Origin of the sequence: Streptomyces sp. Y2F8-2 (assembly GCF_014905555.1) — a bacterium.
GTDB classification, from domain to species: Bacteria; Actinomycetota; Actinomycetes; order Streptomycetales; family Streptomycetaceae; genus Streptomyces; species Streptomyces cynarae.
Window position 1 is genome coordinate 598071 of the sequence record NZ_BNGS01000002.1, and the last position, 26191, is coordinate 624261.

Annotated in this window: 20 protein-coding genes; 16 read left to right on the plus strand and 4 right to left on the minus strand. The window is 72.1% G+C overall.

Annotated elements, in window-relative coordinates:
• The first annotated feature begins 239 nt into the window (after window positions 1-239).
• The 3 genes from SY2F82_RS08080 (at window position 240) to mmuM (ending at window position 8241) form a co-directional block, all read left to right on the plus strand.
• A complete protein-coding gene (locus SY2F82_RS08080; RefSeq protein ID WP_200418266.1) occupies window positions 240-4514 on the plus strand; it encodes a HAMP domain-containing protein in 4275 nt (1424 codons plus the stop codon).
• Window positions 4515-4786: 272 nt separating this feature from the next.
• Window positions 4787-7231 carry a SpoIIE family protein phosphatase gene (locus SY2F82_RS08085; RefSeq protein WP_200418633.1) on the plus strand — a complete coding sequence of 815 codons (2445 nt, stop codon included), beginning with the start codon at window positions 4787-4789 and terminating at the stop codon, window positions 7229-7231.
• A gap of 80 nt (window positions 7232-7311) precedes the next feature.
• Complete coding sequence (gene mmuM / locus SY2F82_RS08090; protein WP_200418267.1) at window positions 7312-8241, plus strand: homocysteine S-methyltransferase; 930 nt, start codon at window positions 7312-7314, stop codon at window positions 8239-8241.
• Window positions 8242-8391: 150 nt separating this feature from the next.
• On the opposite strand, the gene SY2F82_RS08095 is transcribed toward mmuM, so the two are convergent.
• Complete coding sequence (locus SY2F82_RS08095) at window positions 8392-9996, minus strand: carboxylesterase/lipase family protein (protein WP_200418268.1); 1605 nt, start codon at window positions 9994-9996, stop codon at window positions 8392-8394.
• A gap of 179 nt (window positions 9997-10175) precedes the next feature.
• On the opposite strand from SY2F82_RS08095, the gene SY2F82_RS08100 reads away from it, so the two are divergent.
• On the plus strand, window positions 10176-11210 hold the full coding sequence (locus SY2F82_RS08100) for a LacI family DNA-binding transcriptional regulator (RefSeq protein WP_200418269.1): 1035 nt from the start codon (window positions 10176-10178) through the stop codon (window positions 11208-11210).
• A 195-nt stretch (window positions 11211-11405) separates the two neighbouring features.
• Here the strand turns inward: SY2F82_RS08100 and SY2F82_RS08105 are convergent, their stop codons facing one another.
• Complete coding sequence (locus SY2F82_RS08105) at window positions 11406-12065, minus strand: ThuA domain-containing protein (RefSeq protein WP_200418270.1); 660 nt, start codon at window positions 12063-12065, stop codon at window positions 11406-11408.
• Window positions 12066-12188: 123 nt separating this feature from the next.
• On the opposite strand from SY2F82_RS08105, the gene SY2F82_RS08110 reads away from it, so the two are divergent.
• Window positions 12189-12590: a VOC family protein gene (locus tag SY2F82_RS08110; RefSeq protein ID WP_200418271.1), complete on the plus strand. Its 402-nt coding sequence runs from the start codon at window positions 12189-12191 to the stop codon at window positions 12588-12590.
• On the opposite strand, the gene SY2F82_RS08115 is transcribed toward SY2F82_RS08110, so the two are convergent.
• Together SY2F82_RS08115 and SY2F82_RS08120 are read right to left on the minus strand one after the other, a co-directional pair.
• A complete protein-coding gene (locus SY2F82_RS08115; protein ID WP_200418272.1) occupies window positions 12573-13286 on the minus strand; it encodes a helix-turn-helix transcriptional regulator in 714 nt (237 codons plus the stop codon). The two genes, SY2F82_RS08110 and SY2F82_RS08115, sit on opposite strands and share 18 nt — an antisense overlap.
• Before the next feature lie 22 nt (window positions 13287-13308).
• On the minus strand, window positions 13309-14457 hold the full coding sequence (locus tag SY2F82_RS08120; protein ID WP_200418273.1) for a YihY/virulence factor BrkB family protein: 1149 nt from the start codon (window positions 14455-14457) through the stop codon (window positions 13309-13311).
• 120 nt (window positions 14458-14577) lie between these two features.
• On the opposite strand from SY2F82_RS08120, the gene SY2F82_RS08125 reads away from it, so the two are divergent.
• The 11 genes from SY2F82_RS08125 to SY2F82_RS08170 all read left to right on the plus strand — a co-directional run bounded on the left by SY2F82_RS08125 (window position 14578) and on the right by SY2F82_RS08170 (window position 26049).
• The gene (locus SY2F82_RS08125; protein ID WP_200418274.1) at window positions 14578-16212 is read left to right on the plus strand and encodes an acyl-CoA dehydrogenase family protein; all 1635 of its coding nucleotides are present in this window, start codon (window positions 14578-14580) and stop codon (window positions 16210-16212) included.
• Window positions 16213-16537: 325 nt separating this feature from the next.
• The gene (locus SY2F82_RS08130; RefSeq protein ID WP_236041272.1) at window positions 16538-17824 is read left to right on the plus strand and encodes a GAF domain-containing protein; all 1287 of its coding nucleotides are present in this window, start codon (window positions 16538-16540) and stop codon (window positions 17822-17824) included.
• Between the two features lie 132 nt (window positions 17825-17956).
• Window positions 17957-19333 carry a hypothetical protein gene (locus tag SY2F82_RS08135; protein WP_200418276.1) on the plus strand — a complete coding sequence of 459 codons (1377 nt, stop codon included), beginning with the start codon at window positions 17957-17959 and terminating at the stop codon, window positions 19331-19333.
• A gap of 70 nt (window positions 19334-19403) precedes the next feature.
• Complete coding sequence (locus tag SY2F82_RS08140) at window positions 19404-19976, plus strand: GNAT family N-acetyltransferase (RefSeq protein WP_200418277.1); 573 nt, start codon at window positions 19404-19406, stop codon at window positions 19974-19976.
• A 127-nt stretch (window positions 19977-20103) separates the two neighbouring features.
• Window positions 20104-20187 (plus strand): putative leader peptide, encoded by an 84-nt coding sequence (locus SY2F82_RS39830; protein ID WP_309486338.1) that lies wholly within the window; start codon window positions 20104-20106, stop codon window positions 20185-20187.
• A gap of 177 nt (window positions 20188-20364) precedes the next feature.
• Window positions 20365-22056 (plus strand): nitrite/sulfite reductase, encoded by a 1692-nt coding sequence (locus tag SY2F82_RS08145; RefSeq protein ID WP_200418278.1) that lies wholly within the window; start codon window positions 20365-20367, stop codon window positions 22054-22056.
• 145 nt (window positions 22057-22201) lie between these two features.
• Window positions 22202-22513, plus strand: a complete 312-nt coding sequence (locus tag SY2F82_RS08150; protein ID WP_200418659.1) for a hypothetical protein — start codon at window positions 22202-22204, stop codon at window positions 22511-22513.
• A complete protein-coding gene (locus SY2F82_RS08155; RefSeq protein ID WP_200418279.1) occupies window positions 22510-23220 on the plus strand; it encodes a phosphoadenylyl-sulfate reductase in 711 nt (236 codons plus the stop codon). Before SY2F82_RS08150 ends, SY2F82_RS08155 begins: the two co-directional genes overlap by 4 nt.
• 26 nt (window positions 23221-23246) lie before the next feature.
• Window positions 23247-23783 (plus strand): adenylyl-sulfate kinase, encoded by a 537-nt coding sequence (cysC, locus tag SY2F82_RS08160; protein WP_236041273.1) that lies wholly within the window; start codon window positions 23247-23249, stop codon window positions 23781-23783.
• Window positions 23780-24718, plus strand: coding sequence for a sulfate adenylyltransferase subunit CysD (gene cysD / locus SY2F82_RS08165; protein ID WP_200418281.1), 939 nt, complete (start codon window positions 23780-23782; stop codon window positions 24716-24718). Before cysC ends, cysD begins: the two co-directional genes overlap by 4 nt.
• A gap of 2 nt (window positions 24719-24720) precedes the next feature.
• Window positions 24721-26049 carry a sulfate adenylyltransferase subunit 1 gene (locus tag SY2F82_RS08170; protein ID WP_200418282.1) on the plus strand — a complete coding sequence of 443 codons (1329 nt, stop codon included), beginning with the start codon at window positions 24721-24723 and terminating at the stop codon, window positions 26047-26049.
• Window positions 26050-26191: the final 142 nt, after the last annotated feature.

Here is a 26191-nt window from a genome sequence, read left to right on the forward strand (position 1 = left end):
GTGCGAAAACTCCGCTGAGTACCCCGGAGTGGCTTGCGCATGCCTTCCTCGCGGGCCTTTTTTCGGCGAGCTGAGATGTTTCCGCGACGCTTTGTTCGCCGCAGGCCAAGTGAGTTAACCTGCGACGGATTTTCTCATCGCACAGATCCGTGAACTGCGGAAATGCGGCGATGGGGCGGGGCCCGGCGCGGTTCCGAGTCCTCGGGGTGAGGACTCTTGGGGAGCGGAACGAGGTGCGCATGACCAGCAAGACGACCGAGGTTGTGGATCGGGGCCCGGGTGAGCGGGAGCTGCGGCAGCTCCTGGCTGGGCTGACCGCCGTACGGGACGGCGACTTCGGCACACGGCTGCCGTCCGACGGGGAGGGTCTGCTCGGCGACATCGCCACCGTCTTCAACGGCATGGTGGACCAGTTGTCCGTGTTCACCTCGGAAGTGACGCGCGTTGCGCGCGAGGTGGGCACCGAGGGCACGCTCGGCGGTCAGGCGGAGGTGCCGGGGGTCTCGGGCACCTGGGCCGATCTGACCGACTCGGTCAACGCCATGGCGGGCAACCTCACCACGCAGGTCCGTGACATCGCCCAGGTGGCGACCGCGGTGGCCAAGGGCGATCTGTCACAGAAGATCGACGTGCCGGCGCGCGGCGAGATCCTGCAGCTGAAGGAGACCGTCAACACGATGGTCGACCAGCTCTCCGCCTTCGCCGACGAGGTCACCCGCGTCGCCCGCGAGGTCGGCAGCGAGGGCAGGCTGGGTGGCCAGGCTCAGGTGCCCGGTGTCGGCGGTGTGTGGCGCGACCTGACCGACTCCGTCAACTTCATGGCGGGCAACCTCACCTCTCAGGTCCGCAACATCGCCCAGGTGACGACCGCGGTCGCCCAGGGCGACCTCTCCCAGAAGATCACCGTCGACGCCCGCGGCGAGATCCTCGAACTGAAGAACACCATCAACACGATGGTCGACCAGCTCTCCGCCTTCGCCGACGAGGTCACCCGCGTCGCCCGCGAAGTGGGCACCGAGGGCAGGCTGGGCGGCCAGGCGGACGTCAAGGGCGTCAAGGGCACCTGGCGCGACCTGACCGACTCCGTCAACTTCATGGCGGGCAACCTCACCTCTCAGGTCCGCAACGTCGCCCAGGTGGCCACCGCGGTCGCGCAGGGCGACCTCTCCCAGAAGATCACCGTCGACGCCCGCGGCGAGATCCTCGAACTGAAGAACACCATCAACACGATGGTCGACCAGCTCTCCGCCTTCGCCGACGAGGTCACCCGCGTCGCCCGCGAGGTCGGCACCGAGGGGAACCTCGGCGGCCAGGCCATCGTCCGGGGTGCGTCGGGGACCTGGAAGGACCTGACGGACAACGTCAACGTGATGGCGTCCAACCTGACCGGCCAGGTCCGCTCGATCGCCCAGGTCGCCACGGCCGTGGCACGCGGCGACCTGTCGCAGAAGATCACGGTCGAGGCCAAGGGCGAGGTCGCGGCCCTGGCGGACGTCATCAACACGATGGTCGACACGTTGTCCGCGTTCGCCGACGAGGTCACCCGCGTCGCCCGCGAGGTCGGCACGGAGGGACGCCTCGGGGGTCAGGCGAACGTGCCGAACGTGGCGGGCACGTGGAAGGACCTCACGGACAACGTCAACTCGATGGCCAACAACCTCACCGGCCAGGTGCGCAACATCGCCCTGGTGACGACGGCGGTGGCGGGCGGCGACCTGTCGAAGAAGATCGACGTCGACGCCCGGGGCGAGATCCTGGAGCTCAAGACCACCATCAACACGATGGTCGACCAGCTGTCGTCGTTCGCCGCCGAGGTCACCCGCGTCGCCCGCGAGGTCGGCAGCGAGGGCCGGCTCGGCGGCCAGGCCGAGGTGGAGGGCGTCGAGGGCACCTGGAAGCGGCTGACGGAGAACGTCAACGAACTGGCCGGGAACCTGACCCGGCAGGTCCGCGCGATCGCCGAGGTCGCAAGCGCCGTCGCCGAGGGCGACCTGACCCGCTCCATCACCGTGGAGGCGTCGGGCGAGGTCGCCGAGCTCAAGGACAACATCAACTCCATGGTCGAGTCCCTGCGCGAGACCACGCGGGCCAACCAGGAGCAGGACTGGCTGAAGACCAACCTGGCCCGGATCTCCGGCCTGATGCAGGGTCACCGGGAACTGCCCGTCGTCGCCGAGCTGATCATGGACGAGCTGACGCCGCTGGTCGGGGCCCAGTACGGCGCCTTCTACCTCGCGGAGGACACCGAGCGCGGCCCGGAACTGCGGCTGGTGGGCTCGTACGGCTACCCCGACGACGAGGAGCGGCCCGTCCGCATCCCCTTCGGCCGCTCGCTGGTCGGACAGGCCGCGCGCAACCGGCGCCCCATCGGCGTGGAGGAGCTGCCGCCGGGCTATGTGACCATCTCCTCGGGGCTCGGGCGGACGGTGCCGAGCGCCCTGACGGTGCTGCCCATCGTGGTCGAGGACCAGGTCCTCGGCGTCATCGAGCTGGCCTCCGTGACCAGGTTCACCCAGATCCACCAGGACTTCCTGGCACAGCTGATGCCGACCATCGGCGTCAACCTCAACACCATCGTGGCCAACGCCCGCACCGACGAACTCCTCGAGGAGTCCCAGCGACTGACCGCCGAACTGCAGGCGCGCTCGGAGGAGTTGCAGGTCCAGCAGGAGGAACTGCAGCGCTCCAACGCCGAGCTGGAGGAGAAGGCGTCCCTGCTGGCCGAACGGAACCGCGACATCGAGGCCAAGAACCTCCAGATCGAGCAGGCACGGCAGGAGCTGGAGACCCGCGCCCAGGAGCTGGCGCTCGCCTCCAAGTACAAGTCGGAGTTCCTGGCGAACATGAGCCACGAGCTGCGCACGCCGCTGAACAGCCTGCTGATCCTCGCCCAGCTGCTGGCACAGAACCCCTCGCGCAACCTCACCCCCAAGCAGGTCGAGTACGCGGGCATCATCCACTCGGCGGGCTCGGACCTGCTCCAGCTGATCAACGACATCCTCGATCTGTCGAAGGTCGAGGCCGGCAAGATGGACGTCACCCCCGAGCGCGTCCCGCTGCGGAAGCTGCTGGAGTACGTCGAGGCGACGTTCCGGCCGATGACGACGCAGAAGAGCCTGGACTTCACGGTGACCACCGCCCCGGGGACACCCGCCGACCTGCTCACCGACGACTCCCGGCTGCGTCAGATTCTGCGCAACCTGCTGTCGAACGCGGTCAAGTTCACCGAGCAGGGAAGCGTCGAGCTGCGCATCGAACCCGCCGCCGACCGGGAGGTGCCCGCGGGCGTCCACCGCGGTGGTCCCGTCGTGGCCTTCCGGGTGAAGGACACCGGCATCGGCATCCCGCAGCGGCAACTGGAGACGATCTTCGGGGCGTTCCAGCAGGCGGACGGGACGACGAGCCGCAAGTACGGCGGCACCGGCCTCGGCCTGTCGATCACACGGGAGATCGCCCATCTGCTCGGCGGTGCCGTCACGGTCGACAGCACACCCGGTCAGGGCAGCACGTTCACGCTCTATCTGCCCGTCGCACGCGCCGACTTCGAGGAACTCGCGAACGGCGGCGGCCGACGGTCGGAGCAACCGCAGGAGACGGTTCCCTCCGAGGTGGTGTCGGCGCCGGTCGCGGCCGCCGGCCCGAAGCAGGCGCCCGGGCAGCGCAGACGTCGCCTGCTGGTCGTCGAGGAACGCCCGCGCGGTCTGCTCACCCTCGTCGCGGAGAGCGCGGTCGCGGACATCGCGCAGGACGGCGGCGATCCGCGCGGGGCGATCGACATCATCACCGCCGCAGGGGCGCAGGAGGCGGCGAGCGCGCTGGCCGCGGAGCCCTGCCACTGTGTCGTCCTCGAACTCGGCATGCCGGACGACGAGGGCGCGCGCTTCCTGGACGCCATGCAGGGCGACTCCGCGCTGGCCAGTGTGCCGGTGCTCGTCCACACGGGGCACCGCGTGGACCTGGCCCAGGAGCAGTCCTTCCGGTCCCGTGCGGCGGGCCGGCCGCTGGACTTCCTGTCCAGCCTGGACGAACTGCGCGAACGCATCACGCTGCACCTGTCCGCCGAGGAACCCGGAGACGTCCTGTCGCTGGTCCGCGCCGAGGAACCCCAGTACGCGGCCGCGCAGCCCGTGGACGACACCTTCCTCGGTCGCAAGGTGCTCGTGGTCGACGACGACGCGCGCAACCTCTTCGCGCTCAGCGGCATCCTCGAACTCCACGGTTTCCAGGTCCTGCACGCGGACAACGGCCGCAAGGGCATCGAGATGCTGCTCGCCCACCCGGACGTCGCGCTGGTCCTGATGGACGTGATGATGCCGGAGATGGACGGGTACGCCGCCACCGCCGAGATCCGCACCATGCCGCAGTACGCGGACCTGCCGATCATCGCCGTCACCGCGAAGGCGATGCCGGGCGACCAGGAGAAGAGCCTCGCCTCCGGCGCGAACGACTACGTGACCAAACCCGTCGACACCAACGACCTCATCGCCCGCGTCCGACGCTGGCTGCCCGCCTGAGGAAGGGACGCACCCGCCGTGCGCACCAGCCGACCGGGCGCCGACCGGCGCCGTCCCAGCCGAGGAACAGGCCAACCGTGAGCAATCCCCAGCAACCGCCCGAGCCGGGGGGCGTACGCGCTCCGGCCGGTGAACAGGCCACCACCGAGCCGCCGGACGCGAACCCGGCCGCCGCCGAGCCGCGGGACGAGAGCCCGGCCGCTGCCGAGCCGCTCGGCCGGACCGCTGTAGCCGCCGAGCCGCTCGGTCCGACGGCGGCTGGTACCGGGGCCATGGCCGAGGCCCTGGCCGGCCGCGTTCCGGTCGGCGGTCACCCGGGTGAGGCCGAGGCCGCCGACGAGGACGGGCGCGGGCAGACGACCCCCGTCGGCAGGCTCGCGGCGACCGTGGAGCGGCTGCGGCGCGAGGTGCGGGCGGCGCAGGCCGAGGCGGACGGGCGTGCCCTGGTCGAACTGGCCAAGGGCATCCTGGTGGAGCGGCTCGGGTGCGGGCCGGCGCAGGCCGCGAGGCAACTCGCCGAGCTGGCCAAGCAGGCGGGAGCGACCCCGCTGGAGTTCGCCGTCGAGGTCATCAACCAGGCGTCGCGAGACCGGCTCTCCGAGGTGGCCGCCGCGTTCCTCGCGGCCACGGCGGACTCCGCGGGCTCGGCGGCCTCCGCCGGGGCGGGCGGTTCGCCGGGGAACCGGTCCTCCGTCGTACGGCTGCGGGCCGCCGAGGCCGGTGCGCTGGCCGCCCACGACACCCAGGCCGTCGCCGACTCCCTGCTGGAGCACGCCCTGACGCCGCTCGGCGCGGTGGCCGTGGCCATCTGGGCCGTGGGCTCCGACGGTTCCCTCAGCCTGGCCGGCAGTGCGGGGTTCTCGTCCGTGGAGGCGGGCCGCTGGCGCTATGTCCCCCCGGGCGTGGCGACCGTGGCGCGCCGCGGTCTGGCCGAGCGCGCGGGGCAGTGGATGGGCTCCCTGTCCGAGACGGGCCTGCCCTCCATCGGTCAGCACCTGTACCCGGACGGCGGCAGGGTCGCCGTTCCGGCCGGCACCGGCGGGCGGATCCACGGCGTACTGGAGATCGTCTGGCCCGCGCCGCTGGGGCCGCAGCCACCGCAGATCGTCCGTCAGGTGGAGGCCCTGGCCGAGCTGTGCGCCCACACTCTGGAGACCTACGCCCTCCAGCATCCGGACGGCGTCCCGAGGCCCGGGGTCCTGCCGCACGTCGCCGAGCTGATGGACCTGGCCGACGGGCTCCACGACCCCGCCCTCGTGCTCGTGCCGCACCTGGACGGCAGCGGGGAGCTCGTCGACTTCCGCATCCAGCATGTGAACAGCCGTTTCCTCGACCCCGCCGGCCGGCCGCGCGGCGTCGTGAGCGGTGCCCTGCTGCTGGAGGCGTACCCGCTGGCCGCCGGCGAGAGTGAGCTGTTCGAACGGATCGAGCGCGTCTACGCCACCGGGGAGCCGTTCCGCGCCCACCGCATGAGGCTCACCGCCCTGGTCGACGACGTCCCCCTGGCCGCGGTCGCCGACATCAACATCACCCGGCACGCCGGCAACGTGCTGCTGATCTGGCGTATCGAGGACGAGACGGCACGCCTGGCGAGCCTGCTCCAGCACGCCCAGCGCCTCGGCCGGATCGGCGGCTTCGAGGAGAACCTGCTCACCGGCGAGATCACCTGGAACGGGCAGCTGTACAGCCTCTACGGCAAACCCACCTCCAGCGCCCCCGTGTCGCTGGAGGACCTGACCGCGCACGCCCATCCCGACGACGCCGTCGCCATCCGCAGGTTCCTGCGCACCCTGCTCCACCACCGGCGTCCGGCGTCCACGGCCTTCCGTCTGCAGCGCCCCGACGGGGTGACGCGCCACATCCGCGTGGTGGCCGAGCCGGTGCTCGACTCCGACGGCAGGCTGTCCGTCGTCCGCGGCGCCTACCAGGACATCTCCGCCCACCACTGGACGGAGGTCGCGCTCGCCGCCACCCGTGACCAGCTCGCCCACACCGAGCAGCAGGCGAGCGAACGCAACCGGCTCACCCTCCAGCTCCAGCACGCCATCATGCCCCCGGCGCAGGCGCCGCTGGAGGCTCCCGGCCTGCAGGTGGCCGTACGCTACCGGCCCGCGGAGACGGAACAGCTGGTCGGCGGCGACTGGTACGACGCGGTCGTGCTGCCGTCCGAGCTGGTGCTGCTGTGCGTGGGCGACGTCGCCGGACACGGCATAGAGGCGGCCACCAGCATGGTCGTGCTGCGCAACGCGCTGCGGGGACTCGCCGTGACGGGCGCCGGCCCCGGCCAGTTGCTGTCCTGGCTCAACATGGTGGCCCACCATCTGACCGGCGCGGTCACCGCCACGGCGGTCTGCGCCCTGTACGACCCGGCTCGCCACACCCTGCGGTGGGCCAGGGCGGGCCATCTCCCGCCGGTGCTGGTGCGTGGCGCCGAGGCAGCGCCGCTGCCCCTGGTCAAGGGGTTGCTGCTGGGCGCCGTGCCCGAGGCGACGTACGAGGAGCACGAGGTCCAGCTGGCCGTCGACGACACCCTGCTGATGTACACGGACGGGCTGATCGAACGCCGTGACCGTTCCGTGGAGGAGTCGCTGGCACAGCTGCTGACGGCCGCGCGCACGGTGTCGCCCACGCTGGACCAGCAGCTGGACCGCCTGCTCACCTACAGCAAGTCGGACACGGACGACGACACCTGCATCGTGGGCATCCGCGTGGCCTGACGGGTGCGGGACGGACGCCCGGGATGCCCACGTGCTGGACGGCCCCGGGCGTCCGCCCGCCCTTCGACTAGCGTCATGTCATGACCAGCAACACCACTCCCGCCCTCGCCGAGGCGCTGGCCGCCGGAACCCTCGTCCTGGACGGCGGCATGTCGAACCAGCTCGAGTCGGCCGGGCACGACCTGAGCGACGAGCTGTGGTCGGCGCGGCTGCTGGCGGAGCAGCCGCAGGCGATCACGGAGGCGCACCTCGCGTACTACGAGGCGGGCGCGGACGTGGCGATCACGTCCAGCTACCAGGCGACGTTCGAGGGCTTCGCGAAGCGCGGCATCGACCGCGACCGAGCGGCCGCACTCCTCTCCCTCAGCGTCGAACTGGCCCGCGAGGCGGCAGCACAGGCACGGGAGAAGGGCGTCACGCGTCCGCTGTGGGTGGCGGCGTCCGTGGGCCCGTACGGGGCGATGCTCGCGGACGGCTCCGAGTACCGGGGCCGCTACGGCCTCACGGTCGCCGAACTGGAGGCCTTCCACCGCCCGCGCCTCGAGGTGCTGGCGGCGGCCGGCCCGGACGTCCTGGCGCTGGAGACGATCCCGGACACGGACGAGGCCACCGCACTCCTGCGGGCGGTGCGCGGCCTGGGCGTCCCCGCCTGGCTGTCGTACACCGTCTCCGGCGACCGCACGCGCGCGGGCCAGCCCCTTCAGGAGGCGTTCGCCCTTGCCGCCGAGGCGGACGAGGTGATCGCGGTGGGCGTGAACTGCTGCGCGCCCGACGACGTGGACGGCGCGGTCGCGACGGCGGCACGGGTCACCGGCAAGCCGGTGGTGGTCTACCCCAACAGCGGTGAGTCCTGGGACGCCGGGGCCCGCGCCTGGGACGGCCGCTCGACGTTCACGACGTCGGAGGTGACCGGTTGGCGCGAGGCCGGGGCGCGGCTGATCGGGGGTTGCTGCCGGGTGGGGCCGGAGGCGATCGGGGGGATCGCGGGGGCGTTGGGGGCCAAGGCGTGAACCCGCGTGAACAGACTCGCGTGAACAGAATCGCGGGAACCCGCGTGAACAGAATCGCGGGAACAGCCCCGCGTGAACAAGACACCCGTCTGTGGCCTCGCTGACCGAGGTGACCGACACCTCGGTCCATCCATCGAGCCCGTTGAACCGTCACTGCCGCCCCGCCCCGCCCGGACGCCGCAGTCGCCGTACCACCGATTGCGGCACCGCGCCCCGCCGCACCGCCCCGTTTCCCTGTGCGACGGTCGGCTCCGGTCGGGTGCGGGCCGCATCCCACAGCGTCATCTGCGGGTCGCGGGGGCCGTACACGACCGGCTCCCCGTCCCCGCCGAAGATCCGTACCGGGTGCCTGGGATCCCACTCCGGCCAGCCCGGGTCGCCGTCCGTCGCGAAACGCACCCATGCCCCGTGCATCTCGCGGGCCAGTGCGCGCGGGGCATTCGGCCCCGCCAGTTTCGCCGACTCCGGGACCTCCGCGCTGTCGAAGACGAAGCCCAGCTCCAGGGCGTGGCAGGCGCCCAGGCCGGGAAGGTTGGAGCGCCAGGCGAACTCGTAGACATATGTGGGCACGTGGCCGGCGCGGGCGTCGGCCAGGCGGTGCAGGGGGTGGCGGAGCAGGTGGTCCGTCACCATCTGGCCCACCAGGTCGGAGACGGGCGCGTCGGGGTGGGCGGTGCGATAGCCGCGCGGGACCTCGGGGCCGCAGTGGCAGCGGGCCATCGCGCCGGCCACGGCGACCGGGCCCAGGCGGTCGATCCGTTCGGTCAGGCCCGTGGGGGCCAGCCAGAGGCGGTACTCCTCGCTGGTCCAGCCCATCAGCAGGGGTACCTCGCGGGCGGCGCCGTCCAGCAGCGCCTCCAGCGGGTCGCGCGGTACCAGGTCGCCGTCCACGACGATCCCGAAGGCGGGGCCGCCGAGGATCGGGCTCGCCCGGCGGCCCACCTCCGCCTGCGCCTCGGCCAGCACCGTACGGTCCACCGAGGCGAACGCCGCCGCCGTCGCCGGCACCTTCAGCCTCGCGGCCATGCGCCGCACCAGGCGCCGTACCTTCTCCCGTTCGGTGGCCTCCGGCGGCCCGCTCTGCAGCACGGCCCGCCCGAACAGCCCCCGGGCTCGGGGGCTCGCCAGCAGCGCGCCGATGCTGATCGCGCCCGCCGACTCGCCGAAGACGGTCACCCGGTCCGGGTCGCCGCCGAACTCCGCGACGGCCTCGTGCACCCACTCCAGCGCGGCGAGCTGGTCGCGCAGCCCGGGGTTGGGCGGAGCATCCGGGAAGAGGCCGTAACCCTCCACTCCCAGGCGGTAGTTGAAGGTGACGAGGACCACGCCGTCACGGGCGAAGGCGCTGCCGTCGTACACGGGCACGGCCGACGATCCACGGGTCAGGGCGCCGCCGTGGATCCACACCATCACCGGCAGCCGCGCCCCGGCAGCCGGGTCCGGCGTCCACACGTTGAGGTTCAGGCAGTCGTCCCCGGCGACCACCGGGTCGGACAGATAGCGGGCGAAAGCCTCCGAGTACGGCGGTTTCGGCGGCGTCGGCCCGAACGCGCCCGCGTCGCGCACCCCGTCCCACGGCTCGGGCGGCACCGGCGGGCGGAAGCGGTGGGGTCCGAAGGGCGGGGCGGCGTACGGGATGCCGCGGAAGACGGCGACCCCGTGCTCGTAACGGCCGCGCACGGCCCCGTAGGGGGTGCGGACCACGGGGTCCGCAGGGTGCGCCGGGTTCAAGGTCACGTCGTCCACAGGGTCCATCCGGCCTCTTCTCACCGCGGGGGCTGCCCACATCAGATGACTTCCCCCGTTCGCGACGCCGCGCATCCGGTGTCTTCCACGGCAACTCACCACGGCCTTAATGTAGAAAGCGCTTGCCATGAGTGGTTGCCGTCAACGGAGTTCCAGGGCCCCCGGGACGGGGCCGGAGAGGTGGGCCGATGGTGCGTACCGCAGGCGCGGCCGGACCGACCCTCGCGGTCGTCGCACGCGAGGCCGGTGTCTCCGTGCCGACGGCGTCCAAGGTGGTCAACGGCCGCGAGGACGTGGCACCCGAGACCCGCCGCCGCGTCACCGAGGCCCTGGACCGGCTCGGTTACGTCAGAAGACCCCGCTTCGAGGCCAACAAGCCGCCCGCCCTCGTCGACCTGGTGGTGCACTCGCTGGAGAGCTCCTGGTCGGGGGCGATCCTGCACGGCGTGACGGAGGCCGCACACGACGCGGGCCTGGAGGTGGTGGTCTCCACGGGCCTGAACCGCGCCCGGGACGGGCGCCCGGAGCGCGGCTGGCTCGACAAGCTGTCGGCGCGCGGCTCCGCCGGCGTCCTGTTCAACCTGGCCGAGCTGACCCCGTCCCAGTACGCCTGGCTGGACCAGCACCGCATTCCGTACGTCCTCATCGACCCGGTGCTGGAGCCGCCGCCGGGCGTGGTGTCGGTGGGCGCCGCCAACTGGCAGGGCGGGGTGGCCGCCACCGAGCACCTGCTGAACCTCGGGCACGAACGGATCGCGGTCATCGGCGGCTACCGGCGCAAGCTGTGCAGCGGCGCACGGGTCGCCGGGTACCGCTCGGCGCTGTCCGCGGCTGGCATCGCCCACCGGCCCGAGTACGTGCGCCACGGCAACTTCGACGAGGCGACCGCCCACCGGCGCACCCTGCAACTGCTGGACCTGCCCGAGCCGCCCACGGCCGTCTTCGCCTGCTCGGACCGGATGGCGCTCGGGGTGTGCGCGGCGCTCGCGGAGCGGGGGCTGCGGGTGCCGGACGACGTCAGCGTCGTCGGCTTCGACGACCTGCCGGAGGCGCGCTGGGCGACACCCCCGCTGACGACCGTTCGGCAGCCGCTCGGGGAGATGGCCGCGACGGCGCTCCGGCTGCTGGTGCGCATGATGGCCGGCGCCCGACCGGAGGGCACCCGCACCGAACTGTCGACCCGCCTGGTGGAGCGGGCCAGCACGGCGCCACCGCCCCGCTGACTTGCGACGGCACGTCGCCCTTCACACTTGCAGGGCCTCCAGCGACTTCTCGACCGTGCCCTCGTAGGGAGTGACGTAGTCCCACTCGCTCGCGCCCACAGCAGCCCCTCCCGGCGTCGGACCTCTCGACTCGGCGCCACCCTAGAGCGGGGCACTGACACTGGGGCGCGAGTCCGCGCGGGCACGCCCGGCGGCCTACGCCTCCCACCCGGCCGCCCAGCGGATGCCGCCCAGGAGGTGGGCGCGGAAGTCGGGGTCCTGGTAAGCCTCCGAGGCGTGTCCGAGCGCCGTGTAGAAGACCCGGCCCGCGCCCTGCTCGCGGCACCAGGCGAGCGGATGGTCGGCGCCCATCCCGCCGCCCTCGTAGGACGACTCGTCGGCGGAGACCAGCACCCGGACCGAATCACGCGGATTGGTACGGAAGTCGTACCACTCGTCCGTGAACTCCCAGACGGCGGGCAGGTGCCGCGTCGCCGGATGACCGCGGTCCTCGACGACGGCCTTGCCCGGCTGGTACGCGGGGTGCCGGTCGAACCAGGCGCCCAGGAGTTCGCCGTAGTACGGCCAGTCGTACTCGGTGCACGCGGCCGCGTGCACGCCGACGAAACCGCCGCCGTCCCGCAGGTACGCCGTCAGCTGTTCCCGCCCCGCCGGGGTCAGCACCTCACCGCTGGTGGAGAGGAAGACGACCGCGCCGTACGCGCCGAGGGGCGACTCGAAGACCCCCGGGTCCTCGGTGGCGTCGACCTCGAACCCGTGCGCGGCCCCGAGGTCGCGTACGGCGGCGACGGCATCGGGGATGGAGTCGTGGCGGTAGGCGGTGGTGCGGGAGTACACGAGGACGCGGAAAGGCATGGCACCGAGCCTAGGCGTGTGGCGGGGCCGTCCCCACAGCAGACGGGCACCGAAACTTTCGGCCCCCGGGACCTGTCCGATTCCTTCAAGACCCGCCCCCGTTCGCCCGCCTAGCGTGGCCGCATGACTCCACGATTCGATGTGGTCGGCCTCGTCGTCTCCGACCTGGCCGCCTCCCTCGCCTTCTACCGTCGCCTGGGGCTCGTCTTCCCCGAGGGTGCCGAGGAGCTGCCGCACGTCGAGGCGGAACTGCCCGGTGGGCTGCGGTTCGCGCTGGACCCCGAGGAGACCGTGCGCTCCTTCCACCCCGGGTGGCGTCCGCCCGTCGGCGGCGGACGCGTCTCGCTCGCCTTCCGGTGCGACTCCCCCGCCGAGGTGGACGGCCTCTACGAGGACCTGGTGGGTGCCGGACACCACGGCGAGCTCAAGCCGTGGGACGCGGTGTGGGGGATGCGGTACGCGGTCGTGCACGACCCCGACGGCAACGGGGTGGACCTGTTCGCGGACCTACCGCCGCGCGAGTAGGTCCCTGAGCGGCATCCCCGCCAGCTCCCGCACGTCCCTGGCCAGATGCGCCTGGTCGGCGAAGCCCGCGCGGGCCGCGGTCTCGGCGAACGGCACCCCCGAGCGGGCCAGCGCCAGGGCGCGCTGCAGCCGCAGCACGCGGGCCAGGGTCTTCGGCCCGTAGCCGAACGCGGCGAGCGAGCGGCGGTGCAACTGGCGTGCGCTCAGGCCGAGTGCGTCGGCGGTGGCGGCGACCGGACGGCCCGAGCCGAGTGCCGCGACCAGCGCGCCGAGCAGCGGGTCGGGGTCCGAGGAGCGGACGGCGCGCTCCAGGGCGATCTCCTCGAGCGCCGTGGCGGGGTCGGCGGCGGCGTCCACGCGGCCGGTCAGCCGGCGCACCTCGGCCGCGGGCCACAGGTCGGCCAGCTCGACACGCCGGTCACGCAGTTCATGGGCGGGGACGCCCAGGTGGGCGGGTGCGGTGCCGGGGTGGAAACGGACGCCGGCCCAGCGGACGGGCGGGCCCTCGGGGCGGTACGCGCGCGTGTCCGGGCCGGCGACCAGGAGCCTGCCCTCGGTCCACAGCAGGTCCATGCAGCCGTCGGGCAGCACCGGCCATCCGGCGGCGGAGGGCAGGTTGGTCCACACGACGGCGCCCGGGAGCCGGGACGCCCGCTCGGCGTACCCGGCGGTCGCGAAGCCTCGTTCGACAGCCACGCCCCTCAGGCTATGCCTGCGCTCAGTCCGCCGGTCCCTCCCTCTTCTGCTGGTGGATCTGGCTGCTGCGCACCTGCGTGCGCAGGCGGGAGGTGACGTCCTCCGGGGGCAGGAAGCGGGACCAGCGTTCCGGGAACTCCGAGGGCATGTCCGGGTCGTCGGGGTCGGGTGCGCGGGTCGCGGCGGCGCGGGCCACGTACTCGGCGGCCTGCTCCGCGCGCAGCCGCTCGTTCGCCTCGCGGGCCGCCGCCGTCGCCGCGGCGGGCCACACGCGGTCGATCGCGGCGTTGACGGCGGCGCCCACCAGGACGGCGAAGGCGGACACGCCGATCCACAGCAGCACGGCCACGGGGGCGGCCAGCGAACCGTAGATCGTGGGGCCCTCGACCGTGTGCGTCAGGTAGATGCGCAGCAGGAAGCTGCCCAGCACCCACATCGCGAGGGCGACCAGGGCTCCCGGCACGTCTTCCACCCAGGGTGAGCGCACGGGGACGGACACGTGGTAGAGCGTGGTCAGGAACACGATCGACAGGACGATGACCACCGGCCAGTACAGGACCTGCACCACGGTCGTCGACCAGGGCACGACGTTCACCACCGCGTCCGGACCCGCCACCATCAGCGGCAGCGCCACCGAGCCGATCAGCAGCGCCACGATGAACAGCACGAACGCCAGCAGCCGGGTCTTCACGATGCCACGGGTGCCGTCGAGCCCGTACATCACCGTGATCGTGTCGATGAAGACGTTCACCGCGCGGGAGCCGGACCACAGGGCGAAGAGGAAGCCGATGGAGACGACGTCGGGCCGGCCGGCCTTGAGCACGTCGTGCAGGATCGGCTGGGCGATCTCCTTGACGCCCCGGTCGGACAGCACCGTGCGGGACGCTTCCAGGATGTTGTTCTGCAGGCTCTGGATGGTGTCGGTCCCGGTCCAGTGGTCGACGTAGCCGAGCAGTCCGACCAGGCACAACAGCAGCGGCGGCACGGAGAGCAGGGTGAAGAAGGCCGCCTCGGCGGCCAGCCCCAGGACGCGGTACTCCATGCACGAGTTGACGATGTCCTTCAGCAGCAGCCAGGCGGTCCTGCGCTTGGAGACGTTCCGGTAGAGGGCACGCGCCCGGTGGAGACGGCCGGGCGGCCGCTCGGAGGTTTCACTTGCTGCTGGCTGCACGCCTTAACGGTATCCGCCGCCCGGGCCGCTGCTCACCCCGCAGTGGGGCGGCCCCCGGTGTGGCGCATCCTCTCGGCGATACGGGTGACCGATCGCGTACCGAGGGGTAGTTTCAAGGCCATGGCAGCCAGCACGCACACCGTGACCAATCAGGCTCCGCCGCTGGTCGGATATGACGTCTTCGCCGCTGACCGTGCCCTCGTGGAGGCCGTCGAGCGGCATCTCGACCCCGCGCTCCTGGACGAGGTGCGCGCCGAGCTGTCGGGGCTCGGGCTCAGCGCGGGCTCCGCGCAGGTGCAGGAGTGGGGGGCACAGGCCAACGAGAATCCGCCCAAACTGCGCACGCACGACCGCTACGGCAACCGCATCGACGAGGTGGAGTTCCACCCGTCCTGGCACCGGCTCCTCGGCAAGGGCGTCGCCGCGGGGCTGACCGCGGCCTGGACCCGGCCGGGCGGACATGTGCGCCGGGCGGCGTCGTTCGTGATCTGGAGCCAGGTGGAGGCGGGCCACGGATGCCCGCTGTCGATGACGCACGCCGCCGTGCCCGCGCTGCGCACGGATCCCGTCCTCGCCGCCGAGTGGGAGCCCCGGCTGACCTCCCTGGTCTACGACCGGGGGCTGCGCCCGGCTGCCGAGAAGGCCGGCGTGATCTTCGGGATGGGCATGACGGAGAAGCAGGGCGGCAGCGACGTACGCGCCAACACGACGACGGCCCGGCCGCTCGCCGAGGACGGCACGTACGAGCTGAGGGGCCACAAGTGGTTCTGCTCGGCGCCCATGTCGGACGGGTTCCTGGTGCTGGCGCAGGCCCCGGGGGGGCTGACCTGCTTCCTGGTGCCGCGGGTGCTCGAGGACGGCACCCGGAACGTGTTCATGATCCAGCGGCTGAAGGACAAGCTCGGCAACCGGTCCAACGCCTCCAGCGAGGTCGAGTTCGACGGCACCTGGGCGCGCCGGGTCGGTGAGGAGGGGCGCGGGGTGCGCACCATCATCGAGATGGTGGCGGCGACCCGGCTCGACTGCGTCCTCGGCTCGGCTTCGCTGATGCGGCAGGCGGTGGTGCAGGCGATCCACCACTGCACCTATCGGGAGGCGTTCGGCGGGCGGCTCCTGGGCAAGCCGCTGATGCGCAACGTGCTGGCGGATCTGGCCCTGGAGTCGGAGGCGGCGACGGTGCTGGGGCTGCGGCTGGCGGCGGCGTACGACGACGGGAGCGAGCGGGAGCGGGCGTTGCTCAGGCTCGCGGTGCCGGCCGCCAAGTACTGGGTGACCAAGCGGTGCACTCCGGTGGTGACGGAGGCCGCCGAGTGCCTCGGCGGCAACGGCTACGTCGAGGAGTCCGGCATGCCCCGGCTGCTGCGCGAGTCGCCGCTCAACTCCATCTGGGAGGGCGCGGGGAACGTGCAGGCGCTCGACGTGCTGCGCGCGCTCCAGCGAGAGCCGCACGCCCTGGAGGCCTTCCTCCAGGAAGTAGGCCGGGCGCGCGGTGCGGACCACCGTCTGGACGGCGCGATCAAGAACCTGCTCACCGAGCTCGCCGACCTGGAGGGCATCGAGGCCCGGGCGCGCCGCCTGGTGGAGCGGATCGCACTGGTGCTCCAAGGGGCGCTCCTTGTGCAATACGCGCCCCCGGAGGTCGCGGACGCCTTCTGTGCCTCGCGCCTGGGCGGCGACTGGGGCGCGGCGTTCGGCACTCTGCCGCACACCCTGGATCTGGCCACGGTGGTGGAGCGGGCGCGGCCGGTCGCCTGAGGTGCTGCTGCCGTAGGGATCGATGGCGGCGGGGGTGGTGCTGCGCCGACTCGGCACCACCCCCGCCTGCCGGCCCCGTTCAAGGAGCGCGGACGCCGTCTGAGCGGCGTTGCACAAGTTTCAACCACAGCTTGGCCCTTCGCCAGGGTTGCAAAGGGTTGCAACCCGCGCCCGCTGCGGCCGCACTCCCCCGCGCCCGCTCTGGCCGGACTTCCCCCCTCCGCCGGCCGTAGACGGCAGTATGAGAACCACCGTCGACGCGGGCCGGGGACGCCTCCGGCCGGAATCCGCCGACGGGGACGGACGGCCTTGGGGGAGGTTTCCAGTGGCGTACTCGGCCAGAGAGGTCCCGCGGCTCGCCGCCCTGGACGTCGGGCAGGCGGCGCGCCTGCTGAGCGAGGTGCGCAGCGCGACGCTCGCGGGGCAGCGCGCTCCGGTCCCGCCGCGTCCGGTGATCGAGGCGTCCTGGGGGCGGATGATGCGCCGCGGGGTCGACCCCGACCACGACGTCCGTGCCGATCCGCTGGGCCGTGACGAGATCGAGCGCCGCCGCCAGGACTCCCCGCTGCGGCAGGTGCTTCCGGTGCTGCGCGAGGGCCTGCTGTCGGTGGCGGACGTCGCGCACCACATCATGGTCGTCGCGGACGCGGACGGGCGGATCCTGTGGCGCGAGGGCAGCGCGCCGGTGTTGCGCAAGGCGGACGGGCTGGGCTTCGAGCCGGGCGCGGACTGGGGCGAGGGGGTCGTCGGCACCAACGGCGTGGGGACCCCGGCGGTGACCCGGCGGCCCGTACAGGTGTTCGCATCCGAGCACTTCGTACGCTCCCACGCCACCTGGACCTGCACCGGCGCCCCGATCACGGACCCGCGCGACGGCCGGCTGATCGGGGTGGTGGACGTGAGCGGCCCGCTGGAGACGATGCATCCGGCGACGCTCGCGTGGGTGGAGTCGGTGGCCCGGCTCGCGGAGGCCAGGCTGCGGGAGACGCATCTGAGCACGCTCGAGAGGCTGCGCGCGGTGGCGGCCCCGCTGCTCGCGCGGCTCGGCGGCCGGGCGGTGGCCGTGGACAGGGACGGCTGGACGGCGGCGGTGACGGGGATGCCGTACACCGGCCGGGTGGCGCTGCCCGCGTCGCTCGGGCCCGGCCGCTGCGTGCTGCCGGCGCTGGGCCCCTGCACCGTGGAGCCGCTGCCGGGCGGCTGGCTGATCCGCGCCGCGGACGCGCCCGCCGCACAGGTGACGCGGATCGTCCTGGACGTCTCACAGCCGCGCCGCTGGTCGGTGACGGTCTTCGGGGACACGGGCTCCTGGACCCATGAACTCAGCCCCCGGCACGCGGAACTGCTGTACCTGCTGGCCCTGCACCGCGAGGGCCGCACAGCCGGGGCCCTGGCGTCCGACCTGTTCGGCGACCCGGCCCGCACGGTCACGGTCCGCGCCGAGATGTCCCGGGTACGGCGGTACCTGGGGGCGTTCCTGGAACACCGGCCGTATCGTTTCCGCGAGTCGGCGGAGGTGGACCTGCTCACCCCGGACGACCCGAACGACCTGCTGCCGCACTCGACGGCGCCTGGGGTGGTGAGAGTTCGGCGCACCCGAACGTGGGGATAACCCTGCTTTTCCCGGGTCTTCGGCCGGTCCCCCATCCGTCTGCCGTAGCATCCTTCCTTACAGGCCACCCCACCCGCTCCTGACGTCAACGTACGGACCAGGAGGAGCAGTTGGCCTACGCCGGGAGGTTGTATGAAGCACCGTGGCAGGCACCGCCGCAGGCGCCGGGGGCGTGCGCTGCGGGCGACGCTGGCCGGCACCGCGCTGGCGCTGACCGCCGCCGCCACGCTGATCAGCACCTCGCAGGCCGCGGGCGGCGACAACCCCGGGAACCTGACCCGCGTCACCTCGGCGGCCGAGACCGCGAAGCTCCGCCTCCACGAGGACCTCACCGACCACCGCGCCCTCGACACGCTCACCCGCGCGATGGGCGGCGCCGTCGACGTCCACGGCGTGCTCTCCTCAGCCGACCGCACCATGCGCGACATGTCCGCGTGCGACGCCGCCGAGACCGCCGCGCTGCCCGTACGGCCGACCGCCACGCGCGCGTACTGCTGGGACCAGGGCGACGCGACGACCCCCCAGTGGGTGCCGCGGTCCGTGACCACCTCGGGGGACGCCGAGGCCGACGGCCTGTGGGGCCCGGACCGGGTCATCCTGTCCGGCTGGACGCACCAGGACCGCCCCGATGGCCAGGCAGCCGAGCAGGGCCTCGCCAGGGTCGCCTTCGTCGACGCCGACGACCCCTACCGCCTCGCCTACCGCTGGGTCCTGCTGGTGGCCCCGCGCGCCGAGGGCCAGGACTTCACCGCCGTCCGCACCGGCCTGTCCGGCATGGTGTGGTACCGGGACAAACTGTTCGTCACCGCACGCGACTCGCTGCTGGTGTTCGACCTGCACCGGATCCTGCGAGCGAACGTCGACAGCACCGTGATCGGACGGGTCGACGGCGGCTACGCGGCGGACGGCTACCAGTACGTGCTGCCGACGGTCGGCTCCTACCGGCTGACCGGCGGCCCCTGTTCGGCGGCCGACGACCACGGGGTGCCCTGCTTCACCACGCTCTCCCTCGACCGCACCACCGTCCCGGCCAGCCTGGTGGCGAGCGAGTCACCGCGCCCCGGGGGCAGCGGGCGGGCGGCCCGGGTGTGGCGGTACGCGTTCAGCACCGCGCCCGGCCGCGCGGGCCTGCTCGCCACGGACGCCCACGGCGACGTCAGGGCGACGGAGGCCTACGAGACGGCGGCGGCCGGGGTGCAGGGCGTCCTGTCGCACCGGCGCGACGGGGCGACGCGGACCGACTGGTACGTCGACCGCGCGCCCTCGGTCGGCGGCCGGCACGGCACGCTGTGGCGACAGACCACCTCCGGCGCGCAGACGGCCACCTGTGCGGCCGACGGGACCCACGCCTGCTGGGGCCGGCACACCGCGTCCCTGTCCTACTGGCGGGAGACGGGCGAGTTGTGGACGCTCACGGAGGGCGCGGTGAGCGACGACGGATCGGGACCGGCCGACGGGAGGGTGCTGTACGCGGTGCCCCTGGACGCGGTCGACGACGCCCTGAACTAGCGCGCCGACCGACCGGCCGGGGTGCCGGGGCCCTTTGTCGTACCGCTCGCGGTCGTGATTCCCTGACCGCATGAGCAGCATGACCGTGACCACGTGGTCCCTGGAGCAGACGTCCCCGAGCGATCTGCTGCCCGCCGCGACCCCCGAGGGCGATGTCCGGATCGTCCGCGCCGAGGTGCCGTCGCCGGAGTTCAGCCGGTTCCTGTACGCGTCGGTCGGTGGGGACATCCGCTGGATCGACCGGCTCGGCTGGACGTACGCGCGCTGGCAGGAGCACCTGGACCGACCGGGCGTGGAGACCTGGGTCGCCTACGACCGGGGCACGCCCGCGGGATACGTCGAGCTGGAGCCGCAGGACGACGGGGTCGTGGAGATCGTCTACTTCGGGCTGCTGCCGGCCTTCCGGGGGCGGCGGATCGGCGGGCACCTGCTGTCGTACGGGACCGCGCGCGCCTGGGACCTCGCGGACCGCTGGCCGCAGCGGACACCGACGAAGCGGGTGTGGCTGCATACGTGCAGCCTGGACGGGGAGCACGCGATGGAGAACTACCGCCGCCGCGGGTTCCGGCTGTTCGACACCACGGTCGAGGAGCAGGCGGAAGTTGCCGCGCCGGGTCCTTGGCCAGGGGCGCACGCGCTCTGACCTGCGCGGACGCAAACGCGTCCGGCCGATGTGACCGAGGACACCCTTGTCCCACATGACGGGACAAGGGTGTCCACATGATGGACGAAGCTGGACTGTGTCCAGATCGCCATGACACGCTTCCGTCATGTCTGGAACTGGAATTGCCTTGGTGAGTCGACGGCACGTCGATCTCGGCCGCATGTCCAGCGCCATCTGTCCGGCGAGCTGACAGCCTCCAGCCAGTCCGGTTTCCCCCTTTTCCACCCTCGCGCAAGGACGCGCACATCATTCTCGTGCGCCCGCGCGCGCAGGTCAGAGCCGCCCTCCCGCCACCCGACCACCACCCCTCACCGAGGGCGCTACGCGCCGACCCCGCCCGATCGCTGTCCCGAAGGACGTATCCACCATGGCCGCCACCCCGCAGAATCCCGCCACGCCCCGCCGCAAGGTGAGCCGTCACCGTGGCGAGGGTCAGTGGGCCGCAGGTCACTTCACCCCGCTCAACGGCAACGAGCAGTTCAAGAAGGACGACGACGGTCTCAATGTGCGGACACGCATTGAGACGATCTACTCCAAGGCGGGCTTCGACTCCATCGACCCCAACGACCTGCGCGGCCGCATGCGCTGGTGGGGCCTGTACACCCAGCGCAAGCCCGGGATCGACGGCGGCAAGACCGCGATCCTGGAGCCGGAGGAGCTGGACGACAAGTACTTCATGATGCGGGTCCGCATCGACGGCGGGGCGCTCACCACCCGGCAGCTGCGCGTCATCGGCGAGATCTCGCAGGAGTTCGCGCGCGGCACCGCCGACATCACCGACCGGCAGAACGTCCAGTACCACTGGATCCAGGTCGAGGACGTGCCCGAGATCTGGAACCGCCTGGAGGCCGTCGGCCTGTCCACGGTCACCGCCTGCGGTGACACTCCCCGTGTGATGATCGGCTCCCCGGTCGCCGGCATCGCCGAGGACGAGATCATCGACGCCACCCCGGCGCTGGAGGAGATGAAGCGCCGCGTCCTGAACAACAAGGCGTACTCGAACCTCCCCCGGAAGTTCAAGACCGCCATCTCGGGCTCGCCGCTCCTCGACGTGGTCCACGAGATCAACGACGTGGCGTTCGTCGGTGTACGGCACCCCGAGCACGGGCCGGGCTTCGACGTGTGGGTCGGTGGCGGTCTGTCCACCAACCCCAAGCTGGGCGTACGACTGGGCGCGTGGGTGCCGCTGGAGGAGGTCCCGGACGTCTACGAGGGCGTCCTGTCGATCTTCCGTGACTACGGCTACCGGCGCCTGCGCAACCGGGCCCGTCTGAAGTTCCTCGTCGCCGACTGGGGCGCGGAGAAGTTCCGCCAGGTACTGGAGGACGAGTACCTCAAGCGGAAGCTGGTCGACGGCCCCGCTCCCGAGCAGCCCGTCCAGCAGTGGCGCGACCACGTCGGCGTCCACCGCCAGAAGGACGGCCGCTACTACGTCGGTTTCGCCCCGCGCGTCGGCCGCGTCGACGGCACCACGCTCACGAAGATCGCCGACCTCGCGGAGGCCCACGGGTCGGGCCGCGTCCGCACCACCGTCGAGCAGAAGATGATCATCCTCGATGTCGAGGAGGGGCAGGTCGACTCCCTGGTCGACGGCCTGGAGGCGCTCGACCTCACCGCCAAGCCGTCCACGTTCCGGCGCGGCACCATGGCCTGCACCGGCATCGAGTTCTGCAAGCTCGCCATCGTCGAGACCAAGCAGCGCGGTTCCTCGCTCATCGACGAACTGGAGCGGCGCCTGCCGGACTTCGACGAGCCGATCACCATCAACCTCAACGGCTGCCCGAACGCCTGTGCCCGTATCCAGGTGGCGGACATCGGTCTCAAGGGCCAGCTGGTCCTCGACGACAAGGGCGAGCAGGTCGAGGGCTACCAGGTGCACCTGGGCGGCGCGCTCGGCCTCGAGGCCGGGTTCGGCCGCAAGGTCCGCGGTCTGAAGGTCACCGCGGAGGAGCTGCCGGACTACATCGAGCGGGTCCTCACGCGCTACCAGGCGGAGCGCGAGGACGGCGAGCGGTTCGCGACCTGGGCCGCCCGCGCTTCCGAGGAGGCGTTGTCGTGAGCCGGGCGAGTGAGCCGCAGGGGCGCGTCGGTGTCGAGAGGACGACCACGCGGAGGCCCGAAGGGCTGAGCATGGTCGTCCTCTCGACACCGACTCACAGCGCCCCGGAGGCGAACCGAGCCGCAAAAGAAGGGGAGGCGTTGTCGTGAGCGAGCGTGCCGCGCCCTTCTACTGCCCCTACTGCGGCGATGAGGACCTGCGTCCGAGCGAAGCGGGCCACGGCGCGTGGGAATGCGCGGCGTGCAATCGAGCCTTCCAGTTGAAGTTCCTCGGGCTGCTCGCCCAGGGCGTGAGCCGAAGGAGCGCGTCGGTATCGAGCGGCCGAGCGCGCGGAGGCCCCGACGAAGGAGGGGCTGAGCACGGTCGGCCGCTCGACACCGACTTTGGCGCTCCGGAGGCGAACGCCCCGCAAAAGGGCAGCCTTCAGCGAGCCGACAGCGGAGGGGACGAGATATGAGCACGACTCAGACGGAACGGACGGCCGAGGAGCTGAAGGCGCTCGCCGAGCAGGCCGGCCGCGACCTGGAGGACGCCTCCGCACTGGAGATCCTCCAGTGGGCGGCCGACACCTTCGGCAAGCGCTTCTGCGTGACCTCGTCCATGGAGGACGCGGTGGTCGCCCACCTCGCCTCCCGCGCGATGCCCGGCGTCGACGTGGTGTTCCTCGACACCGGCTACCACTTCCCGGAGACCATCGGCACCCGCGACGCGGTGGACGCCGTGATGGACGTCAACGTCATCACGCTCACCCCGCGCCAGACGGTCGCCGAGCAGGACGCCGAGTACGGCCCGAAGCTGCACGACCGCGACCCCGACCTGTGCTGCAAGCTGCGCAAGGTCCAGCCGCTGGAAGAGGGCCTCAAGGGCTACGACGCCTGGGCGACCGGCCTGCGCCGCGACGAGTCCCCCACCCGCGCGAACACCCCGGTCGTCGGCTGGGACGAGAAGCGGCGGAAGGTCAAGATCTCGCCGATCGCCCGCTGGACGCAGGACGACGTGGACGCCTACGTCGCCGAGCACGGCGTGCTGACCAACCCCCTGCTGATGGACGGCTACGCCTCCGTCGGCTGCGCGCCCTGCACCCGCCGGGTCCTTCAGGGCGAGGACGCACGCGCCGGCCGCTGGGCGGGCCGCGCCAAGACCGAATGCGGGCTGCACGGCTGACCATGACAGAGATTCAGGAGACACACGTGACGAGCGGAGCCACCGTCTGGCTCACGGGTCTGCCGAGCGCGGGCAAGACCACCATCGCCCACGAGCTGGCGGGCCGGCTGCGCGAGGAGGGCCACCGGGTCGAGGTGCTCGACGGCGACGAGATCCGCGAGTTCCTCTCCGCGGGCCTCGGCTTCAGCCGGGAGGACCGGCACACCAACGTGCAGCGCATCGGCTTCGTCGCCGAACTGCTGGCCAGCAACGGCGTCAAGGCCCTCGTCCCGGTCATCGCGCCGTACGCGGACAGCCGGGAGGCGGTGCGCAAGCGCCACCAGCAGAACGGCACGGCGTACCTCGAGGTGCACGTGGCCACCCCGGTCGATGTGTGCTCGGTGCGCGATGTGAAGGGCCTGTACGCCAAGCAGGCCGCCGGCGAGCTGAAGGGCCTGACGGGCGTCGACGACCCGTACGAGGAGCCGGAGTCGCCGGATCTGCGGATCGAGTCGCAGCACCAGACCGTGCAGGAGTCCGCGGCGTCCGTGTACGCGCTGCTCAGCGAAAGGGGACTGGCATGACGACCGTCGCCGGTATCCAGGGGGGCACGGACAGCAGCCCGTACGCCCTCTCCCACCTGGACGCCCTCGAGTCCGAGGCGGTGCACATCTTCCGCGAGGTGGCGGGCGAGTTCGAGAACCCGGTGATCCTCTTCTCCGGCGGCAAGGACTCCATCGTCATGCTGCACCTGGCGCTGAAGGCGTTCGCGCCCGCGCCGGTGCCGTTCGCGCTGCTGCACGTGGACACCGGGCACAACTTCCCCGAGGTCATCGAGTACCGCGACCGCACGGTGGCGAAGCACAACCTGCGGCTGCACGTCGCCTCCGTGCAGGAGTACATCGACCGCGGTGTGCTCAAGGAGCGCCCGGACGGCACCCGCAACCCGTTGCAGACGCTGCCGCTGACGGAGAAGATCCAGTCCGAGCGGTTCGACGCCGTCTTCGGCGGCGGGCGGCGCGACGAGGAGAAGGCGCGCGCCAAGGAGCGGGTGTTCTCGCTGCGGGACGAGTTCTCGCAGTGGGACCCGCGCCGTCAGCGCCCCGAGCTGTGGCAGCTGTACAACGGGCGGCACGCGCCCGGTGAGCACGTGCGTGTGTTCCCGCTGTCGAACTGGACCGAGCTGGACGTGTGGCAGTACATCGCCCGGGAGGGCATCGAGCTGCCCGAGATCTACTTCGCCCACGAGCGCGAGGTGTTCCAGCGGGGCGGCATGTGGCTGACCGCCGGTGAGTGGGGCGGCCCCAAGGACGGCGAGACGGTCGAGAAGCGCCTCGTGCGCTACCGCACCGTCGGCGACATGTCCTGCACCGGTGCCGTCGACTCCGACGCGGTGACCCTGGAGCAGGTCATCACCGAGATCGCCGCCTCCCGGCTGACCGAGCGGGGCGCGACCCGGGCCGACGACAAGCTCTCGGAGGCCGCCATGGAGGACCGCAAGCGCGAGGGGTACTTCTAGCCATGACCACCACCACGGAACTCTCCGCCACCACGCTCCTGCGGTTCGCCACCGCCGGTTCGGTCGACGACGGCAAGTCCACCCTCGTCGGACGGCTGCTGCACGACTCGAAGTCGGTCCTCGCGGACCAACTGGAGGCCGTGGAGCGGGCTTCGGCCAGCCGCGGCCAGGAGGGCCCGGACCTGGCGCTGCTGACGGACGGTCTGCGCGCCGAGCGCGAGCAGGGCATCACCATCGACGTGGCGTACCGCTACTTCGCCACGCCCCGCCGCCGGTTCATCCTCGCCGACACCCCCGGCCATGTGCAGTACACCCGCAACATGGTCACCGGCGCCTCCACGGCCGAGCTGACCGTCATCCTGGTCGACGCCCGCAACGGAGTCGTCGAGCAGACCCGCCGCCACGCCGCGATCGCCGCCCTGCTGCGCGTCCCGCACGTGGTCCTCGCCGTCAACAAGATGGACCTGGTCGACTACCAGGAGTCCGTCTTCGCGAAGATCGCCGAGGAGTTCACCGCGTACGCGACCGAGCTGGGCGTCCCGGAGGTCACCGCGATCCCGATCTCGGCGCTCGAGGGCGACAACGTGGTGGAGCCGTCCGCCCACATGGACTGGTACGGCGGCCCGACCGTCCTGGAGCACCTGGAGACCGTCCCGGTCAGCCACGACCTGGCGCACTGCCACGCGCGGCTGCCCGTGCAGTACGTGATCCGCCCGCAGACCACCGAGCACCCCGACTACCGCGGCTACGCCGGTCAGATCGCGGCCGGCTCCTTCCGGGTCGGCGACCAGGTCACCGTCCTGCCCTCCGGCCGTACGACGAAGGTCTCCGGCATCGACCTGCTGGGCGAGCCGGTCGACGTGGCCTGGACGCCGCAGTCGGTGACGCTGCTCCTCGAGGACGACATCGACATCTCGCGCGGCGACCTGATCGTGCCCAGCAAGGACGCACCGCCGACCATCCAGGACATCGAGGCGACCGTCTGCCACGTCGCCGACCTGCCGCTGACGGTCGGCCACCGGGTGCTGCTCAAGCACGGCACCCGCACGGTCAAGGCGATCGTCAAGGACATCCCGTCCCGGCTCACGCTCGACGACCTGTCCCTGCACCCGCACCCGGGGCAGCTCGTCGCCAACGACATCGGCCGCGTGAAGATCCGTACCGCCGAGCCGTTGCCGGTGGACTCCTACGCGGACTCGCGCCGCACGGGTTCGTTCATCCTGATCGACCCGTCCGACGGCACCACGCTGACCGCGGGCATGGTCGGCGAGTCGTTCGCCGCGCCCGAGCCGGTCAAGGACGAGGCCGACGACGACGGGTGGGACTTCTGATCATGACCACCACCTGCTTCTACTCGACGTTCGCCAAGGAGGGCGGCCGTGTCGGCAGCGGCGCCCTCGGCAGCGGGCAGGGCGGAGTGGCGCGATGTGCGCGATGACGTACGCGCACTGCCTGCGCGCCCCGTCCCCCCAC

What these genes read in the sequence shown, in the direction of transcription:
- SY2F82_RS08080 (WP_200418266.1), top strand. Translation starts at nt 240, where the DNA reads ATGACCAGCAAGACGACCGAGGTTGTGGATCGGGGCCCGGGTGAGCGG.
- SY2F82_RS08085 (WP_200418633.1), top strand. Translation starts at nt 4,787, where the DNA reads ATGGCCGAGGCCCTGGCCGGCCGCGTTCCGGTCGGCGGTCACCCGGGT.
- mmuM (WP_200418267.1), top strand. Translation starts at nt 7,312, where the DNA reads ATGACCAGCAACACCACTCCCGCCCTCGCCGAGGCGCTGGCCGCCGGA.
- SY2F82_RS08095 (WP_200418268.1), bottom strand. Translation starts at nt 9,996, where the DNA reads ATGGACCCTGTGGACGACGTGACCTTGAACCCGGCGCACCCTGCGGAC.
- SY2F82_RS08100 (WP_200418269.1), top strand. Translation starts at nt 10,176, where the DNA reads ATGGTGCGTACCGCAGGCGCGGCCGGACCGACCCTCGCGGTCGTCGCA.
- SY2F82_RS08105 (WP_200418270.1), bottom strand. Translation starts at nt 12,065, where the DNA reads ATGCCTTTCCGCGTCCTCGTGTACTCCCGCACCACCGCCTACCGCCAC.
- SY2F82_RS08110 (WP_200418271.1), top strand. Translation starts at nt 12,189, where the DNA reads ATGACTCCACGATTCGATGTGGTCGGCCTCGTCGTCTCCGACCTGGCC.
- SY2F82_RS08125 (WP_200418274.1), top strand. Translation starts at nt 14,578, where the DNA reads ATGGCAGCCAGCACGCACACCGTGACCAATCAGGCTCCGCCGCTGGTC.
- SY2F82_RS08135 (WP_200418276.1), top strand. Translation starts at nt 17,957, where the DNA reads ATGAAGCACCGTGGCAGGCACCGCCGCAGGCGCCGGGGGCGTGCGCTG.
- SY2F82_RS08140 (WP_200418277.1), top strand. Translation starts at nt 19,404, where the DNA reads ATGAGCAGCATGACCGTGACCACGTGGTCCCTGGAGCAGACGTCCCCG.
- SY2F82_RS39830 (WP_309486338.1), top strand. Translation starts at nt 20,104, where the DNA reads ATGTCTGGAACTGGAATTGCCTTGGTGAGTCGACGGCACGTCGATCTC.
- SY2F82_RS08145 (WP_200418278.1), top strand. Translation starts at nt 20,365, where the DNA reads ATGGCCGCCACCCCGCAGAATCCCGCCACGCCCCGCCGCAAGGTGAGC.
- SY2F82_RS08155 (WP_200418279.1), top strand. Translation starts at nt 22,510, where the DNA reads ATGAGCACGACTCAGACGGAACGGACGGCCGAGGAGCTGAAGGCGCTC.
- cysD (WP_200418281.1), top strand. Translation starts at nt 23,780, where the DNA reads ATGACGACCGTCGCCGGTATCCAGGGGGGCACGGACAGCAGCCCGTAC.
- SY2F82_RS08170 (WP_200418282.1), top strand. Translation starts at nt 24,721, where the DNA reads ATGACCACCACCACGGAACTCTCCGCCACCACGCTCCTGCGGTTCGCC.